Raw genomic sequence first — 15,257 nt, 5'->3', positions numbered from 1 at the left:
GTTGTCATTACGTGAGCACGACACAGACACCACCTGTTCTCGCCGCAGAGCTGGCAGAGGCGTGGGCCGATATTCAGCGGTACCACCCCGAACTGCCCGATCTGGCCGCGCCCGAGTCCCTGATCGGAGAGTCGTCGTCCGCCTGCGGGCACGAGCTCTCCTTCGAGCGACTGCTGCATGAGGCAGTCCATGGCATCGCCGCCGCGCGCGGCGTGCGTGACACGTCCCGTGCCGGCCGGTACCACAACCGGAGATTCCTCGCGATCGCCGAGGAGCTGGGCCTGGACCACCAGGAGGAGCCCCACCCGAGCAGCGGTTTCTCGCTGGTCACGCTCAACCCCGAGGCCAAGCGCCGGTACCGCCCGACCATCGAGCGGCTCCAGCGCGCCCTCAAGGCCCACACCGCGGCCACGTCCTCGGACACCGGCCGCTCCTTCCGCGGCCCGGCCGCCCGGCACGGTTCCTCCGGGGGCGGCGTGCGGGTCAAGGCCGTGTGCGACTGCGGCCGGAACGTGCGGGTGGTCCCGTCCGTCCTCGCCCAGGCGCCGATCGTCTGCGGGGGCTGCGGGAAGCCGTTCCGGATCCCGGAGGTCGTGGGCGCGGCGGCCGGCTGACGGGTGCGGCTGCTCGTGGCGGCCGCACCCGGACGGCGTAGTGGCGTGCGCGGCCCGGGGGCACCCGGCATGCCGGGTGCCCCTCAGGCATGCCCTCGCACTCCCGGGGGCGAAGGGACCCGCAGGGTGTGGCACAATGGCTAGCTGTACTCGACAGCCGCACAGGAACCCTCTCGCCTCCGGCTGACGCGTCCATCGGGCACTCGGGTACCGCAACCCCACGCGGCCGTCTGCCGTGCCCAACCACGTCAAAACCAGGAGAACCCACTCCCGTGGCAGTCAAGATCAAGCTGAAGCGTCTGGGCAAGATCCGTTCGCCTCACTACCGCATCGTCGTCGCCGACTCCCGTACCCGCCGTGATGGCCGGGCCATCGAGGAGATCGGTCTGTACCACCCGGTGCAGAACCCCTCGCGCATCGAGGTCGACACGGACCGCGCGCAGTACTGGCTGGGTGTCGGCGCGCAGCCGACCGAGCCCGTCCTCGCCATCCTCAAGCTGACCGGCGACTGGCAGAAGTTCAAGGGCCTGCCGGCCCCGGCGCCGCTGCTCGTGGCCGAGCCGAAGGCCGCGCGCCCGGTGTTCGACGCCCTCGGTGGCGACGACGAGGGCAAGGGTGAGGCCATCACCCAGAAGAAGAAGGCCGACAAGAAGGACGAGGCCGCGGCCGAGTCCTCCTCGTCCGAGTCGACCGAGGCCTGAGCATGCTCGAGGAGGCTCTCGAGCACCTCGTGAAGGGCATCGTCGACAACCCCGACGACGTGCAGGTCGCCTCGCGCACCCTGCGCCGCGGGCGTGTGCTGGAGGTCCGGGTCCACCCGGACGACCTCGGCAAGGTGATCGGCCGCAACGGCCGCACCGCACGCGCTCTGCGTACCGTCGTGGGCGCCATCGGCGGTCGCGGTGTCCGCGTCGACCTCGTCGACGTGGACCACGTCCGCTGACGAAACCCGCAAAGAACACAGCACCGGCTCGGGCCGGGGAGGGCCACTGGGCCGTCCCTGGCCCGCAGTCGTATCTGCAGTCGTAGAGGCTGCCGTAGATCAGGAGAAGCAAGCACGTGCAGCTGGTAGTCGCTCGCATCGGCCGGGCCCATGGGATCAAGGGCGACGTCACCGTCGAGGTCCGCACCGACGAACCGGAACTCAGGCTCGCCCCCGGCGCCGTCCTGCAGACGGACCCCGCCTCGACGGGCCCGCTCACCATCGAGACCGGCCGGGTCCACAGCGGCCGTCTCCTCCTGCGCTTCGAGGGCGTGAGGGACCGCACCGGTGCCGAGGCCCTGCGCAACACCCTCCTGATCGCCGAGATCGACCCGGAGGAGCTGCCCGAGGAAGAGGACGAGTACTACGACCACCAGCTGATGGACCTGGACGTGGTCACCGAGGACGGCACCGAGATCGGCCGCATCACCGAGATCTCGCACCTGCCCTCCCAGGACCTCTTCATCGTCGAGCGGCCCGACGGCAGCGAGGTGATGATCCCCTTCGTCGAGTCGATCGTCACCGAGATCGACCTGGAGGAGCAGCGGGCGGTCATCGACCCGCCTCCCGGGCTGATCGACGACCGAGCCGAGATCGCGTCCTCGAGGGAGGAGGAGGCGTGATGCGGCTCGACGTCGTCACGATCTTCCCCGAGTACCTGGAGCCCCTGAACGTCTCCCTGGTCGGCAAGGCACGCGCGCGTGGACAGCTGAACGTCCACGTGCACGATCTGCGCTCCTGGACGTACGACCGCCACAACACGGTCGACGACACCCCCTACGGCGGCGGCCCCGGCATGGTCATGAAGACCGAGCCCTGGGGCGACGCCCTGGACTCGGTCCTGGCCGACGGTTACGAGACGGGCTCCGGCGCCCCCGCGCTCATCGTGCCCACCCCCAGCGGCCGTCCCTTCACCCAGGAACTCGCCGTCGAACTCTCCGAGCGCCCCTGGCTGATCTTCACGCCCGCGCGCTACGAGGGCATCGACCGCCGGGTGATCGACGAGTACGCGACCCGGATGCCGGTCCACGAGGTATCCATCGGCGACTACGTGCTGGCCGGCGGAGAGGCCGCCGTGCTGGTCGTCACCGAGGCCGTGGCGCGGTTGCTGCCCGGCGTGCTCGGGAACGCCGAGTCCCACCGGGACGACTCGTTCGCGCCCGGCGCGATGGCGAACCTTCTGGAAGGGCCCGTCTACACCAAGCCGCCCCTGTGGCGCGGCCGGGACATCCCGGACGTGCTGCTCAGCGGGCACCACGGGAAGATCGCCCGCTGGCGCCGCGACGAGGCGCTCAGGCGCACGGCCGCCCACCGGCCCGACCTCATCGAGCGCTGCGAGCCCAAGGCCTTCGACAAGAAGGACCGCGAGATGCTCTCCATCCTGGGCTGGGCGCCTTACCCGGAGGGCGAGGCCCACGGCCGATTTTGGCGCAGGCCCGAGGGCGTGGAAGAATAGGCCGTTGTTGTGCGTCGTCCGGCGCGCGCCCCTGCCACAGGGGGACACGACGCCCGCCCCGACCCGGACAACATCCTTCAGAGAACCTAGTACCGGTGATGACCTGTGGCATCAGCGAAGAAAGCAGACGAAATGTCCAACCTGCTCGACATCGTCGACGGCGCCTCGCTGCGCACCGACATCCCTGCCTTCCGCCCGGGCGACACGGTCAACGTGCACGTCCGCGTCATCGAGGGCAACCGCTCCCGTGTCCAGCAGTTCAAGGGCGTGGTGATCCGCCGCCAGGGTGCCGGCGTCCGCGAGACCTTCACGGTCCGCAAGGTCTCCTTCTCCGTCGGCGTCGAGCGCACCTTCCCGGTGCACACCCCGATCGTGGAGAAGATCGAGCTCGTCACCCGCGGTGACGTGCGTCGCGCGAAGCTGTACTACCTGCGCGAGCTCCGCGGCAAGGCCGCGAAGATCAAGGAGAAGCGCGACAACTGAGCGGCTTACGGGCGTCATATCGCAGCCGGATAGCATCTGGCTCCGATGGACACCGAAGCACAGTCGACGGAGCGCGACCGCTCCTCCAGCCCTTCCGACTCCCCGGGGACATCCGGGGAGATCTCGGACACAGAGGGTACGGAGGGCCGGTCGCGCTTCGCGTTGGTGGCGCGGATCACCGACTGGCTGCCCGGCGGGTTCCTCACCCTGACCGCACTGGTCTGCCTGGTGTTTTTGCTGCTCCTCAACGCTTTCGTGGTCCAGCCGTTCCAGATTCCCAGCGGATCCATGGAGAACGGATTGAGGATCGGCGACCGCGTTCTCGTAAATAAGTTGGCGTACCGTTTTGGTGCCGAGCCGCGGCGCGGTGATGTCGTCGTGTTCGACGGAACCGGCTACTTCGGGCACGCCGACTACATCAAACGGGTAGTGGGTGTGGGGGGAGACCACGTGGTCTGCTGTGACAGGGAGGGGAGGCTCCAGGTGAACGGCCGGTCGGTCGACGAGTCGACGTTCCTGTTCCCCGGCGACGGTCCGTCCACGGTCCCCTTCGACGTCCGCGTGCCCGCCGGCACCCTCTTCGTCCTCGGCGACCACCGCAGCGACTCCAGCGACTCCCGCGACCATCTGGGCTCGCCGGGAGGCGGCATGATCCCCGTGGGAGACGTCGTCGGACGCGCCGACTGGATCGTCTGGCCCACCGCCCACTGGACCCGCCTGCACCGCCCGAGCGCCTACGCGCGCGTGCCCGCCACGGAGGCGACCACGTCTGAGAAGGGGGACGGTGCGCATGGGTAACCGCGGCAGACCCCGGGGCTCGGTGCCCAGCAACCCCTTCGGCACCGAGAACCTGCTTCCCACCGGCTCCCGGCGCACCGCCCGCGGCCCGGCGGTCGACGGCCGCTCCCGCGCCGACCGGCGCAAGCTGCAGCGCAAGGTCAAGCGCCGCCGACGGCGCAGCGCGGTCAAGGAGATACCCCTCCTCGTCGGTGTCGCCGTCCTCATAGCCCTGGTCCTGAAGACCTTCCTCGTGCAGGCGTTCGTGATCCCGTCCGGCTCCATGGAGCAGACGATCCGGATCGGCGACCGCGTCCTGGTGGACAAGTTCACCCCGTGGTTCGGCTCCGAGCCCAAGCGCGGTGACGTCGTCGTCTTCAAGGACCCCGGCGGCTGGCTCGACGACGAGCAGACCACCACCAAGAAGAGCGACCCCATCGTGATCAAGCAGGTCAAGGAAGGGCTCACCTTCATCGGCCTGTTGCCGTCCGACAACGAGAAGGACCTCATCAAGCGCGTCGTCGGCGTCGGCGGAGACAACGTCAAGTGCTGTGACACGCAAGGCCGCGTCACCGTCAACGGCGTTCCCCTGAGCGAGACCGACTACCTGTATCCCGGAAACGCCCCCTCCATCCAGCAGTTCGACATCACCGTCCCCAAGGGGCGACTGTGGGTGATGGGCGACCACCGCGCCAACTCGGCCGATTCCCGCGCACATCAGGACACCGACTACGGCGGAACGGTCTCCCTGGACTCCGTGGTGGGCCGCGCCAAGGTCATCGCCTGGCCGTTCGGGCACATGACCAGCCTCAACGAACCTAAAACTTTCGCCTCCGTTTCCAACTCGGTGCCGGGGACGACCGCCGTTCCCCAGCTGTCGCATAGGGTTGCCTCCGACGATCCGAACGGAACGATCCAACTCCCGAGCCCTGCGGAACTCCCGCTCGTTATGGGAGTGGTGGGCCTGCGCCGCAGATGGGGCAGGCGGCGGCACAGAGTAAGGAGTTGGCGTGGGGGATGTGGCGGTTGGCGCACGGTCCGGACACGACGGCGAGGAGCACCGCGGACAACCCGCGGAAGCAGCCGTCCCGGCCGCGGACAGCGCCGTGACCCCCGGGAGTGACTCCGGGGCGAGCAGTGACGCCCCGGCGTCCGCCGAGCGGACCCGGGCCGGGGACCAGGGTCCGGGCGATCCGGCATCGGGGCGGGGTCCGGGCGATCCGACGCCGGGACCGAAGAAGCCCCGCTCCTTCTGGAAGGAGCTGCCGATCCTGATCGTCATCGCGCTGGTGCTCGCGCTGCTGATCAAGACCTTCCTGGTGCAGGCGTTCTCGATCCCCTCGGACTCGATGCAGAACACCCTCCAGCAGGGCGACCGCGTCCTCGTCGACAAGCTCACCCCGTGGTTCGGGTCGGAGCCCGAGCGCGGCGAGGTCGTCGTCTTCCACGACCCGGACAACTGGCTGGCGGGCGAGCCCACGGCCGACCCGAACGCGCTGCAGAAGGTGCTCAGCTGGATCGGCCTGATGCCGTCCGCGGAAGAGAAGGACCTCATCAAGCGCGTGATCGGCGTCGGCGGCGACACGGTCTCCTGCAAGGGCACGGGCCCGGTGAAGGTCAACGGCAAGGCGCTGAACGACAGTTCGTTCGTCTACGCCGGCAACACGCCGTGCAGTGTGGACGACCAGGGCGGCCAGTTCACGGTGAAGGTCCCCAAGGGCTACATCTGGGTGATGGGCGACCACCGCCAGAACTCCCGTGACTCCCGCTACAACCAGGACGACGCGCACCACGGCATGGTCCCGGTCAAGGACGTCGTCGGCCGCGCCATCGTGATCGCCTGGCCGATCAACCGCTGGGACACCCTCCCGATCCCGGACACCTTCGACCAGCCGGGCCTGGGCGACCAGTCCTCGGCCTCCGGCGCCCTGACGACCGCGCCCGACGCGATCGCCCTCGCCGGGATGGTGCCGGTGGCCCTGTGGCGTCGGCGGCGGATCGAGCCCGCCGAGACGCGCTGAGGTGACTCCCTGGGGTGACCTGCCGCGGCGACCCGCTGGGGTCGCTCGGACCGCCCCTTCGTGAAGCCATCGTGGAGCTGTGACCCCGGTCCCCTGGAGGGGCTGACCGGGTCAGGTACCGCCGGGTAGGGTGCGGATCCATGGGTGGCGAGAGCATGACGCGTACGGCCCCGCACAGCGGCGGCACAGGCACGGGCCCGGTGGGCAGCCGGACCGGACAGCGACTGTCCGGACTGGCGGTCGCACTGGGCATTGTGCTGTTCCTGGGAGGGTTCGCCTGGGGTGCGGTGGTCTACCGGCCCTACACCGTGCCCACCAGCTCGATGACCCCGACGATCGACGCGGGCGACCGGGTGCTGGCGCAGCGCGTCGACGGCGGTGAGATACACCGGGGCGATGTCGTCGTCTTCAACGACAAGAGCTGGGTGACGGGCTCGGCGGTCGTCAAGCGCGTGGTCGCGGTCGGTGGCGACAAGGTCTCCTGCTGCACGGACGGCAAGCTGACCGTCAACGGCAAGGAGATCGACGAGCCCTATCTGCCCAAGGGCAGCCTCGCCGAGATCACGGACTTCCCGTCCGTCACCGTCCCCGAGGGCCGGCTGTTCCTGCTCGGCGACGAACGCCAGGGCTCCCTGGATTCCACCGCCCACCTCACGGACACCGCGAACGGCACGGTCGCGCGCTCCGCGGTGACGGCCCGCGTCGACGCGGTCGTGTGGCCCATGAACGGCATGCTGAAGAAGCCGACAGGGTTCGAGGAACTGGGCGCCCTGTCCACACCGGGCCCGCTGCGTCTGATCGTCGTACTGATCGTCGTCGGCGCGGTGCTCGTCCTCGGCGGCGGCGCGTACGGCCCGATCGCCAAGCGGCTGGGCGGCCGCCGCGCCGGGAGCCGGACGGAGCCCCTGGGTGGCCGCTGAGGCGACGGACACCTACGAGGGCGGATTGCGCAAGGTCGCCCGGGTCGTGCTCCTGGACCCCGACGACCGCATCCTGCTCCTGCACGGCCATGAACCGGACGACCCTTCCGACGACTGGTGGTTCACCCCGGGCGGCGGCGTCGAGGGCGAGGAGACCCGCGAACAGGCCGCCGTGCGGGAACTCGCCGAGGAGACCGGCATCACCGAGGTCGAACTGGGCCCGGTGCTGTGGCGGCGGATGTGCTCCTTCCCGTTCGCAGGTCGTCGCTGGGACCAGGACGAGTGGTACTACCTGGCCCGTACGACACAGACGGCGACGCGGGCCCTGGGGCTGACCGAGCTGGAGCGGCGCAGCGTCGCCGGAGCGCGTTGGTGGACCTGTCAGGAACTGACCCGGGCACGTGAGACGGTGTATCCGACCAGACTCGCCGAGCTGCTGCGCAGGCTGCTCGACGAAGGTCCCCCGCCCGGCCCGGTGACCCTTGACCCAGAAATCGTCTAGGGGCATACGGGACTGGCGCACAATGGTGGGATCGCACGGCTGAAGGGGAACATGCCATGAGCGCCGAGGACCTCGAGAAGTACGAGACCGAGATGGAGCTGAAGCTCTACCGGGAGTACCGCGATGTCGTCGGTCTGTTCAAATATGTGATCGAGACCGAGCGGCGTTTCTACCTGACCAACGACTACGAGATGCAGGTGCACTCCGTCCAGGGTGAGGTGTTCTTCGAGGTGTCGATGGCGGACGCGTGGGTCTGGGACATGTACCGCCCGGCCCGCTTCGTGAAGCAGGTCCGCGTCCTCACGTTCAAGGACGTGAACATCGAGGAGCTGAACAAGAGCGATCTGGAGCTGCCGGGTGGGTGATGGTGGCTGTCGCCGGGGTGGTGGCACCACGTCGGCTGTCGCAGGGGTGGTGGCACCAGGTGCCCGCCCGTGGGGGTGAGGGTCGCTCGTGTGGGTGACGGAGTTTTCCACAACCGGTGAGTAGCGCACCAAGATCAACTTGATCCGCCCCGTTGCGTGAGCGTTGGCACCGGAGGTGGTGCCGACATGAACGCACGAAGCGCACTCGGCAAGTACGGAGAAGACCTCGCCGCCCGGCGACTGAGCGAGGCCGGCCTGACCGTCCTGGAGCGCAACTGGCGCTGCGGGCGGACGGGCGAGATCGACATCGTGGCCCGGGACGGGGACGTCCTGGTGGTCTGCGAGGTGAAGACCCGCAGGGCGGGCCCCTTCGAACATCCCATGGCCGGGGTCACGCCCGCCAAGGCGGCCCGGCTGCGCACCCTCGCGGAGCGCTGGGCCCAGGAACACGGGGGCGCACCACCGGGAGGCGTCCGCATCGACCTGATCGGCGTCCTGCTCCCCGACCGCGGCGCACCCGTGGTCGAGCACGCGCGGGGGGTGGCCTGAGATGGGGTTCGCGCGCACGTGCTCGGTGGCCCTGGTGGGCGTCGAGGGAGTGGTCGTCGAGGTCCAGGCCGACCTCGAACCGGGGGTCGCGGCGTTCACGCTGGTCGGCCTGCCGGACAAGAGCCTGACCGAGAGCCGGGACCGGGTACGGGCGGCGGTGGTGAACTCCGGGGGCGAGTGGCCGCAGAAGAAGCTGACGGTCGGACTCAGTCCGGCGTCGGTGCCCAAGGCGGGCAGCGGGTTCGACCTCGCTGTCGCGTGCGCGGTGCTCGGCGCCAGTGAGCGGATCGACCCGCGGGTGCTCGCCGACATCGTGATGATCGGAGAGCTGGGCCTCGACGGGCGGGTACGGCCCGTCCGGGGCATCCTGCCCGCGGTGCTGGCCGCGGCGGACGCCGGCTACGAGCAGGTGGTGGTGCCGGAGTGCGCCGCCGCCGAGGCCACGCTGGTGCCGGGGGTGTCCGTGCTGGGCGTCCGCAGTCTGCGCCAGCTCATCGCGGTGCTCACGGACGAGCCCGTGCCCGAGGAGGTGCCGGACGACCTGGGCCGCCCGGATCCGCTCCTCGCGGGGCTGCGCGTACCGGGCACCGGAGCCGCCACGGGCATGCACAGCATGGGCGCCGCACAGCACGACCACGGCCATGACCTGGCCGACGTGGTGGGCCAGATGTCGGCGCGCACGGCCGTGGAGGTGTCGGCGGCGGGCGGACATCACCTGTTCCTGGAGGGACCGCCGGGAGCGGGCAAGACGATGCTGGCGGAGCGGCTGCCCGCCGTGCTGCCCCCGCTGGGCAGGGAGGAGTCCCTGGAGGTCACGGCGGTGCATTCGGTGGCGGGACTGCTGCCGCCGGGCAAGCCTCTCGTCGACACGGCACCCTATTGCGCCCCGCACCACTCGGCCACGATGCAGTCGTTGGTGGGCGGGGGTCCTGGAATCCCCAGGCCGGGTGCGGTCTCGTTGGCCCACCGGGGAGTGCTCTTCCTCGACGAAGCGCCGGAATTCCACAGCCAGACCCTCGACGCCCTGCGGCAACCGCTGGAGGCGGGGCATGTGGTGATCGCGCGGAGTGCTGGGGTGGTCCGGTTCCCGGCCCGCTTCTTGATGGTGCTCGCGGCCAACCCCTGCCCCTGCGGACGCTTCTCGCAGCTGAACTCCCTCTGCGACTGCCCGCCCTCGGCGATCCGCCGCTATCAGGCCCGGCTGTCCGGCCCGCTGCTCGACCGGGTCGACCTCCGGGTGGAGGTGGACCCGGTGACCCGCGCCCAGCTGACCGCGCCCGGTGCGCGGGGCGAGTCCACCGCGACGGTCGCCGACCGGGTCAGAGCGGCCCGGGAGCGCGCGACCGAACGCTTCACGGGCACTCCCTGGCGCAGCAACAGCGAGGTCCCGGGACGCGAGCTGCGCAGCCGCTGGCACGCGACGCCGGGGGCGATGGACGAGGCCGAGCGCAGCCTGGAGCGGGGAGTACTCACTGCTCGGGGCATCGACCGGGTACTGCGAGTGGCCTGGACGGTGGCGGACCTGGTCGGCCACGACCGGCCCGACGCGACGGATGTGGCCCTGGCGCTGCAACTGCGTACGGGGGTGCCTCGCGGGGTGCCGATGGCGATCGGGGCGTTGGCGTGAGGGCAGGGGAGGAACGCGGGAGTGGGGTGGCGTGGGGTGGCTTCGGGGGTGAGCAGGTGGGTGGGGGCGTCGGGGGCGCGTCTGCGGACGCCGGCCCCGGGCCCACGGGCGGTGATCCCGCGTCCGAGTTGCTCGCCCTCGTTCATCTCACCCGGGTCATCGAACCGGGGGACGAGACCTGCGGGCGATGGGTCCGGGAGTTGGGGGCCGAGGAGGTGTTGGAGCGGTTGCTGGGGCGTGGGGCGCAGCTCGCCGGGGTGACCCATAAGCGGTGGGCCGGGTTGCTGGCGCGGGCCGAGCGGGCCGAGCCCGAGCGGGATCTTGCCGTGGCGCGGGCCGCGGGGGTGCGGTTCGTCCGGCGCGGGGACTCCGAGTGGCCCGCGCAGCTCGACGATCTCGGGGACGGGCGTCCGCTCGGGCTGTGGGTGCGCGGGCCCGCGAGCCTGCGGATGTGGGCGCTCAGATCCGTTGCCGTCGTGGGAGCGCGGGCCTGCACCGAGTACGGGGCACATATGGCGGCCACCCTCGCCTCCGGGCTCGCCGAGCGCGGCTGGGTGGTCGTCTCCGGCGGCGCCTACGGGGTCGACGCCGCCGCGCACCGGGGCGCGCTCGGCGCCGGTGGTGCCACCGTCGCGGTGCTGGCCTGCGGGGTGGACCGGCCCTACCCGCGCGGACACACCGAGTTGATCGGCAGGATCGCGGAACAGGGTCTTGTCGTGGGCGAGTTGGCGCCCGGTGAGCATCCGACGGCGAGCAGATTCATCGTCCGCAACCGCGTGATCGCCGCGTTGACCAGGGGCACGGTGGTCGTCGAGGCCGCCTACCGCAGCGGTTCGCTGGTCACCGCGCGCGCCGCACGGCGGTTGGGGCGCCACACGATAGGAGTGCCGGGGCCGGCGACCAGCGCGCTCTCGGCCGGTGTGCACGAACTGCTGCGCGCCGACGCCGTGCTGGTCACCGACGCCGCGGAAGTCGTCGAACTCGTCGGCGACATGGGGGAGCTGGCCCCGGAGCGGCGCGGTCCGGTGCTGCCGAGGGATCTGCTGGACCCGGCGGCCCGGCACGTCCTCGCCGCGCTGTCCGCCCGCGGCGCGGTGCCGGTCGACGCGATCGCCCGCGGTGCGCGGACCACGCAGGACGACGCGATCGCGAGACTGTACGAACTCCGATCACTCGGTTACGTCGAACGACACGGCGACGGCTGGAAGTTGACACGCCAGGCGGTGTCGTCCGTCGGAGCGGATCGGGGCCGATGCTGACCGAGCGTGTTCGGCCGTCCGGGGGAGGCCGGACACCTTTGGAAATCCGGGCAGTTGGCGCTCCGTGGCGATCACTCAGAGCGACTGTCGTGGCGCGGTGAGTCGTCGACGGGACGCCTTGGTGCGCACCTTGGCCACCGATCCTCGCTCACCGCGACACTCCAGTCACGCTACGCTCACCTGAATTCCGACGCAGCAAGGCAACTCGACATCAGACCGACAGCTCACCCACGCAGCCCCGATTCGCGGCAGAACGGCACAAGGCGACGAATGCCCCAGCACACTTCCGGGTCCGACCGGGCGGCGATCCCGCCAGCCGCCCGCGGCGGTGGCGGCGTGCGACCGCCCGCGCCCTCGACGCTCGACGAGCTGTGGCGGTCGTACAAGTCCACGGGGGACGAGCGGCTGCGGGAGCAGCTGATCCTGCACTACTCGCCCTTGGTGAAGTACGTGGCGGGACGGGTCAGCGTCGGGCTGCCGCCCAACGTGGAGCAGGCCGACTTCGTCTCCTCGGGGGTCTTCGGGCTCATCGACGCGATCGAGAAGTTCGACGTCGACCGGGAGATCAAGTTCGAGACGTACGCGATCACGCGGATCCGGGGCGCGATGATCGACGAGCTCAGGGCGCTGGACTGGATCCCGCGGTCCGTGCGGCAGAAGGCGCGGAACGTGGAGCGGGCGTACGCGACCCTGGAGGCGAGGCTGCGACGGACCCCGTCGGAGGGGGAGGTCGCCTCCGAGCTGGGCATCCAGGTGGACGAACTGCACGCGGTGTTCAGCCAGTTGTCGCTGGCGAACGTGGTGGCGCTGGAGGAGCTGCTGCACGTCGGCCGTGAGGGCGGCGACCGGCTCAGCCTGATGGACACGCTGGAGGACACCGCCGCGGACAACCCCGTGGAGGTGGCCGAGGACCGGGAGCTGAGACGGTTCCTGGCGCGGGCGATCAACACCCTGCCCGACCGTGAGAAGACCGTCGTCACGCTCTACTACTACGAGGGCCTCACCCTCGCCGAGATCGGGAACGTGCTCGGCGTCACCGAGAGCCGGGTCAGCCAGATCCACACCAAGTCGGTGCTGCAGCTGCGCGCGAAGCTGGCGAGTTTCGGCCGCTGAGCGGTGGGGTGCCGGTTCTTCGGGCGGGGCTGAGTGACGTCCGTCCCGGCGGAGAGACTCCCGCCCGGGGAGGCACGTCCGTACAGTGGTTGACGTGCCAAGGATTCGAGCGGCCTCCGTGGCCGAGCACCGGTCGATGCAGCGAGCCGCCCTGCTGGACGCGGCGCGGTCCCTGTTGTCCGAGGGCGGGACGGAGGCGCTGACCTTCCCCGCGCTCGCCGAGCGGACGGGGCTCGCGCGCTCGTCCGTGTACGAGTACTTCCGGTCGCGTGCCGCCGTGGTCGAGGAACTGTGCGAGGTCGACTTCCCGGTCTGGGCCGCCGAGGTCGAGGCGGCGATGGAGCGCGCGGAGACGCCCGAGGGCAAGGTCGAGGCGTACGTCCGCCGGCAGTTGGCCCTGGTCGGCGACCGGCGCCACCGGGCCGTCGTGGCCATCTCCGCGAGCGAACTGGACGCGGGTGCCCGGGAGAAGATCCGCGCCGCCCACGGCGGTCTCGTCGCGATGATCGTCGAGGCACTGGCGGAACTGGGCCACGCCCAGCCCCGCCTCGCGGCGATGATGCTCCAGGGCGTCGTGGACGCGGCCGTCCGCCGCATCGAACTCGGCGCGGCGGAGGAGCCGTCGGTGATCACGGACGCGGCCGTCGGCATGGCGCTTCGGGGTGTGCGAGGTTGACCGGCCTTCCTGCCGATCAGGAGTGCTGACCGGGCTTCCTGCCGATCAGGAGTGGCGTCACCCCGCGTACGAAACCGACTCCGGCGGCAGGGGTACGCCCAGTACCGGCAGCAGGCGGGACGGGCCCGTGCGCAGGAGCCATGGTGGGAGCAGGGTGAGCGGGTCCAGGTAGGCGTCGCCTCGGAGCAGGCCCCAGTGGACACAGGTGACCGGGCAGTGCGCGGTCGTCGATTCCACCGTGCCCACCGTCTCGCCTGACGCCACCGCATCGCCCTTCTTCAGCGACGCCCGTACCGGCTCGTAGGTCGTGCGCAAGTCCGTGCCGGTCAGTTCCACGGAGACCACGCCCCGGCCGGCCACCCGGCCCGCGAAGGAGACGCGGCCGGCGGCGACCGCGCGTACCGGGGTGCCCGGGGCCGCGGCCAGGTCCACGCCCCGGTGGCCGGGGCCGTACACCGTCGCCGGTGGCTGCCAGCCGCGTAGGACGGAGGGGCGGGTGCCCACCGGCCAGGCTCGCGCGATCGCCGGAGCCCGCTCGCCCGGAGCGGGGAGCGGTGGCCGGGTGTCCGCTCGGGCCCACGGGGCCAGGAGGACCGTCGCCGAGGCCAGTAGCAGGGCTCCCACCAGGCGCACGTATCGCTTCCACTGCCGTACATCTCGCGTCTCTCGCATGCGGGAACGGTCCCGTGATCCGGCGATCATGGCCGGGATCTGTGGACTACTCACCGGTTGTGGACAGCGGCGTCACCCGGTACCTCCAGGGTCCCGTACACTTCTTCTGGCGATCCGGGTCACCGGGTCGACTTCGCACGCCCCGACACGCGGCCGGCAACGGTCCCTGTCAGCGCCCCTCGGTCCCTCGTGGCACGGCGCATGTGGGCGTCAGGCGCGGAAGCCGTCCGGCATCCGCGGCACAACCGAGAACACCAAGGAGTACGGCCATGGCCGTCGTCACGATGCGGGAGCTGCTGGAAAGCGGCGTCCACTTCGGTCACCAGACCCGTCGTTGGAACCCGAAGATGAAGCGCTTCATCTTCACGGAGCGCAACGGCATCTACATCATCGACCTGCTCCAGTCGCTGTCGTACATCGACCGCGCCTACGAGTTCGTCAAGGAGACCGTCGCCCACGGCGGCACGGTCATGTTCGTCGGCACGAAGAAGCAGGCGCAGGAGGCCATCGCCGAGCAGGCCACCCGCGTCGGCATGCCCTTCGTCAACCAGCGCTGGCTGGGCGGCATGCTCACCAACTTCTCCACCGTCTACAAGCGTCTGCAGCGCCTCAAGGAGCTCGAGCAGATCGACTTCGAGGACGTCGCCGCGTCCGGTCTCACCAAGAAGGAGCTTCTCGTGCTCTCGCGCGAGAAGGCCAAGCTGGAGAAGACCCTCGGTGGTATCCGCGAGATGTCCAAGGTGCCCAGCGCCGTCTGGATCGTGGACACCAAGAAGGAGCACATCGCGGTCGGTGAGGCCCGGAAGCTCAACATCCCGGTCGTCGCCATCCTCGACACCAACTGTGACCCCGACGAGGTCGACTACAAGATCCCGGGCAACGACGACGCGATCCGCTCCGTCACCCTGCTCACCCGTGTGATCGCGGACGCGGTCGCCGAGGGCCTCATCTCCCGCTCCGGTGTCGCCACCGAGGGCAAGGGCGACAAGGCCGCGGGCGAGCCGCTGGCCGCGTGGGAGCGCGACCTGCTCGAGGGCGAGAAGAAGGCGGACGAGGCCGAGGTGCAGACCTCTGCCGAGACCGAGAAGGTCGCCGACGCCGAGCAGGCCGAGGCTCCGGCTGCCGCCGAGGCCGCTGTCGAGGCCCCCGAGGCGCCGGCCGCCGAGGCTGTCGAGGCCCCCGCGGCCGAGGCTCCGGCCGCCGACGCTCCGGCCGCGGACGCCGAGCAGGCCTGACCCGCC

19 protein-coding genes are annotated in these 15,257 nt (G+C 70.6%); 18 read left to right on the top strand and 1 reads right to left on the bottom strand.

All coding sequences use genetic code 11. The annotated features are described in order from the left end of the window. Positions 1–11 precede the first annotated feature (11 nt). From ACIQI8_RS17875 to ACIQI8_RS17795, 17 genes are all read left to right on the top strand, one after another. Positions 12–614, top strand: coding sequence for a hypothetical protein (locus tag ACIQI8_RS17875; RefSeq protein ID WP_123997471.1), 603 nt, complete (start codon positions 12–14; stop codon positions 612–614). 272 nt (positions 615–886) lie between these two features. After that, a complete protein-coding gene (rpsP, locus tag ACIQI8_RS17870) occupies positions 887–1,315 on the top strand; it encodes a 30S ribosomal protein S16 (protein WP_123997470.1) in 429 nt (142 codons plus the stop codon). Positions 1,316–1,317: 2 nt separating this feature from the next. Then, entirely contained in the window at positions 1,318–1,557 is a 240-nt protein-coding gene (locus tag ACIQI8_RS17865) for an RNA-binding protein (RefSeq protein WP_007384965.1), read from the top strand. 116 nt (positions 1,558–1,673) lie between these two features. After that, positions 1,674–2,219: a ribosome maturation factor RimM gene (gene rimM, locus ACIQI8_RS17860; protein WP_402350989.1), complete on the top strand. Its 546-nt coding sequence runs from the start codon at positions 1,674–1,676 to the stop codon at positions 2,217–2,219. Next, positions 2,219–3,052, top strand: coding sequence for a tRNA (guanosine(37)-N1)-methyltransferase TrmD (gene trmD, locus ACIQI8_RS17855; RefSeq protein ID WP_402350986.1), 834 nt, complete (start codon positions 2,219–2,221; stop codon positions 3,050–3,052). Before rimM ends, trmD begins: the two co-directional genes overlap by 1 nt. A 132-nt stretch (positions 3,053–3,184) precedes the next feature. After that, on the top strand, positions 3,185–3,535 hold the full coding sequence (rplS, locus tag ACIQI8_RS17850; RefSeq protein ID WP_123997467.1) for a 50S ribosomal protein L19: 351 nt from the start codon (positions 3,185–3,187) through the stop codon (positions 3,533–3,535). Positions 3,536–3,580: 45 nt separating this feature from the next. Further along, positions 3,581–4,333, top strand: coding sequence for a signal peptidase I (gene lepB / locus ACIQI8_RS17845; RefSeq protein ID WP_402350983.1), 753 nt, complete (start codon positions 3,581–3,583; stop codon positions 4,331–4,333). Next, complete coding sequence (gene lepB, locus ACIQI8_RS17840) at positions 4,326–5,435, top strand: signal peptidase I (RefSeq protein WP_402350980.1); 1,110 nt, start codon at positions 4,326–4,328, stop codon at positions 5,433–5,435. The genes lepB (ACIQI8_RS17845) and lepB (ACIQI8_RS17840) overlap by 8 nt, the downstream gene beginning before the upstream one ends. Next, positions 5,323–6,333 carry a signal peptidase I gene (lepB, locus tag ACIQI8_RS17835; protein WP_402350978.1) on the top strand — a complete coding sequence of 337 codons (1,011 nt, stop codon included), beginning with the start codon at positions 5,323–5,325 and terminating at the stop codon, positions 6,331–6,333. Before lepB (ACIQI8_RS17840) ends, lepB (ACIQI8_RS17835) begins: the two co-directional genes overlap by 113 nt. Positions 6,334–6,473: 140 nt before the next feature. Next, positions 6,474–7,253 carry a signal peptidase I gene (lepB, locus tag ACIQI8_RS17830; RefSeq protein WP_402350975.1) on the top strand — a complete coding sequence of 260 codons (780 nt, stop codon included), beginning with the start codon at positions 6,474–6,476 and terminating at the stop codon, positions 7,251–7,253. Then, the gene (locus ACIQI8_RS17825) at positions 7,243–7,755 is read left to right on the top strand and encodes an NUDIX hydrolase (RefSeq protein ID WP_402350972.1); all 513 of its coding nucleotides are present in this window, start codon (positions 7,243–7,245) and stop codon (positions 7,753–7,755) included. Before lepB (ACIQI8_RS17830) ends, ACIQI8_RS17825 begins: the two co-directional genes overlap by 11 nt. Before the next feature lie 56 nt (positions 7,756–7,811). Beyond that, complete coding sequence (locus ACIQI8_RS17820) at positions 7,812–8,120, top strand: DUF2469 domain-containing protein (RefSeq protein WP_003965949.1); 309 nt, start codon at positions 7,812–7,814, stop codon at positions 8,118–8,120. 156 nt (positions 8,121–8,276) lie between these two features. Next, positions 8,277–8,669, top strand: a complete 393-nt coding sequence (locus ACIQI8_RS17815; RefSeq protein WP_402350969.1) for a YraN family protein — start codon at positions 8,277–8,279, stop codon at positions 8,667–8,669. Position 8,670: 1 nt separating this feature from the next. Beyond that, the gene (locus tag ACIQI8_RS17810) at positions 8,671–10,296 is read left to right on the top strand and encodes a YifB family Mg chelatase-like AAA ATPase (protein ID WP_402350966.1); all 1,626 of its coding nucleotides are present in this window, start codon (positions 8,671–8,673) and stop codon (positions 10,294–10,296) included. A gap of 56 nt (positions 10,297–10,352) precedes the next feature. Further along, complete coding sequence (gene dprA, locus ACIQI8_RS17805; RefSeq protein WP_402350963.1) at positions 10,353–11,555, top strand: DNA-processing protein DprA; 1,203 nt, start codon at positions 10,353–10,355, stop codon at positions 11,553–11,555. A 270-nt stretch (positions 11,556–11,825) separates the two neighbouring features. Beyond that, a complete protein-coding gene (gene whiG, locus ACIQI8_RS17800) occupies positions 11,826–12,668 on the top strand; it encodes an RNA polymerase sigma factor WhiG (protein WP_402350960.1) in 843 nt (280 codons plus the stop codon). Between the two features lie 118 nt (positions 12,669–12,786). Then, a complete protein-coding gene (locus tag ACIQI8_RS17795) occupies positions 12,787–13,344 on the top strand; it encodes a TetR/AcrR family transcriptional regulator (RefSeq protein ID WP_402353969.1) in 558 nt (185 codons plus the stop codon). Positions 13,345–13,401: 57 nt separating this feature from the next. Here ACIQI8_RS17795 and ACIQI8_RS17790 read toward each other — a convergent pair whose 3' ends face one another. Then, the gene (locus ACIQI8_RS17790; RefSeq protein ID WP_402350957.1) at positions 13,402–14,016 is read right to left on the bottom strand and encodes a murein hydrolase activator EnvC family protein; all 615 of its coding nucleotides are present in this window, start codon (positions 14,014–14,016) and stop codon (positions 13,402–13,404) included. 269 nt (positions 14,017–14,285) lie between these two features. Here ACIQI8_RS17790 and rpsB point away from each other — a divergent pair, with 269 nt between their 5' ends. Beyond that, positions 14,286–15,251 carry a 30S ribosomal protein S2 gene (gene rpsB / locus ACIQI8_RS17785; RefSeq protein ID WP_402350954.1) on the top strand — a complete coding sequence of 322 codons (966 nt, stop codon included), beginning with the start codon at positions 14,286–14,288 and terminating at the stop codon, positions 15,249–15,251. The last annotated feature ends 6 nt before the right edge of the window (positions 15,252–15,257 follow it).

Source organism: Streptomyces sp. NPDC092369 (genome assembly GCF_044755245.1).
Taxonomy (GTDB): domain Bacteria; phylum Actinomycetota; class Actinomycetes; order Streptomycetales; family Streptomycetaceae; genus Streptomyces.
Note: the sequence above shows the minus strand (reverse complement) of the source record. Positions and strands in the feature narration are given on the sequence as shown.

Excerpts from the sequence above, each read along its gene's own strand:
- ACIQI8_RS17810 (WP_402350966.1), top strand. The coding sequence starts at position 8,671 with ATGGGGTTCGCGCGCACGTGCTCGGTGGCCCTGGTGGGCGTCGAGGGA.
- ACIQI8_RS17865 (WP_007384965.1), top strand. The coding sequence starts at position 1,318 with ATGCTCGAGGAGGCTCTCGAGCACCTCGTGAAGGGCATCGTCGACAAC.
- trmD (WP_402350986.1), top strand. The coding sequence starts at position 2,219 with ATGCGGCTCGACGTCGTCACGATCTTCCCCGAGTACCTGGAGCCCCTG.
- lepB (WP_402350975.1), top strand. The coding sequence starts at position 6,474 with ATGGGTGGCGAGAGCATGACGCGTACGGCCCCGCACAGCGGCGGCACA.
- whiG (WP_402350960.1), top strand. The coding sequence starts at position 11,826 with ATGCCCCAGCACACTTCCGGGTCCGACCGGGCGGCGATCCCGCCAGCC.
- lepB (WP_402350983.1), top strand. The coding sequence starts at position 3,581 with ATGGACACCGAAGCACAGTCGACGGAGCGCGACCGCTCCTCCAGCCCT.
- rplS (WP_123997467.1), top strand. The coding sequence starts at position 3,185 with ATGTCCAACCTGCTCGACATCGTCGACGGCGCCTCGCTGCGCACCGAC.
- ACIQI8_RS17820 (WP_003965949.1), top strand. The coding sequence starts at position 7,812 with ATGAGCGCCGAGGACCTCGAGAAGTACGAGACCGAGATGGAGCTGAAG.
- lepB (WP_402350980.1), top strand. The coding sequence starts at position 4,326 with ATGGGTAACCGCGGCAGACCCCGGGGCTCGGTGCCCAGCAACCCCTTC.
- rpsB (WP_402350954.1), top strand. The coding sequence starts at position 14,286 with ATGGCCGTCGTCACGATGCGGGAGCTGCTGGAAAGCGGCGTCCACTTC.
- ACIQI8_RS17790 (WP_402350957.1), bottom strand. The coding sequence starts at position 14,016 with ATGCGAGAGACGCGAGATGTACGGCAGTGGAAGCGATACGTGCGCCTG.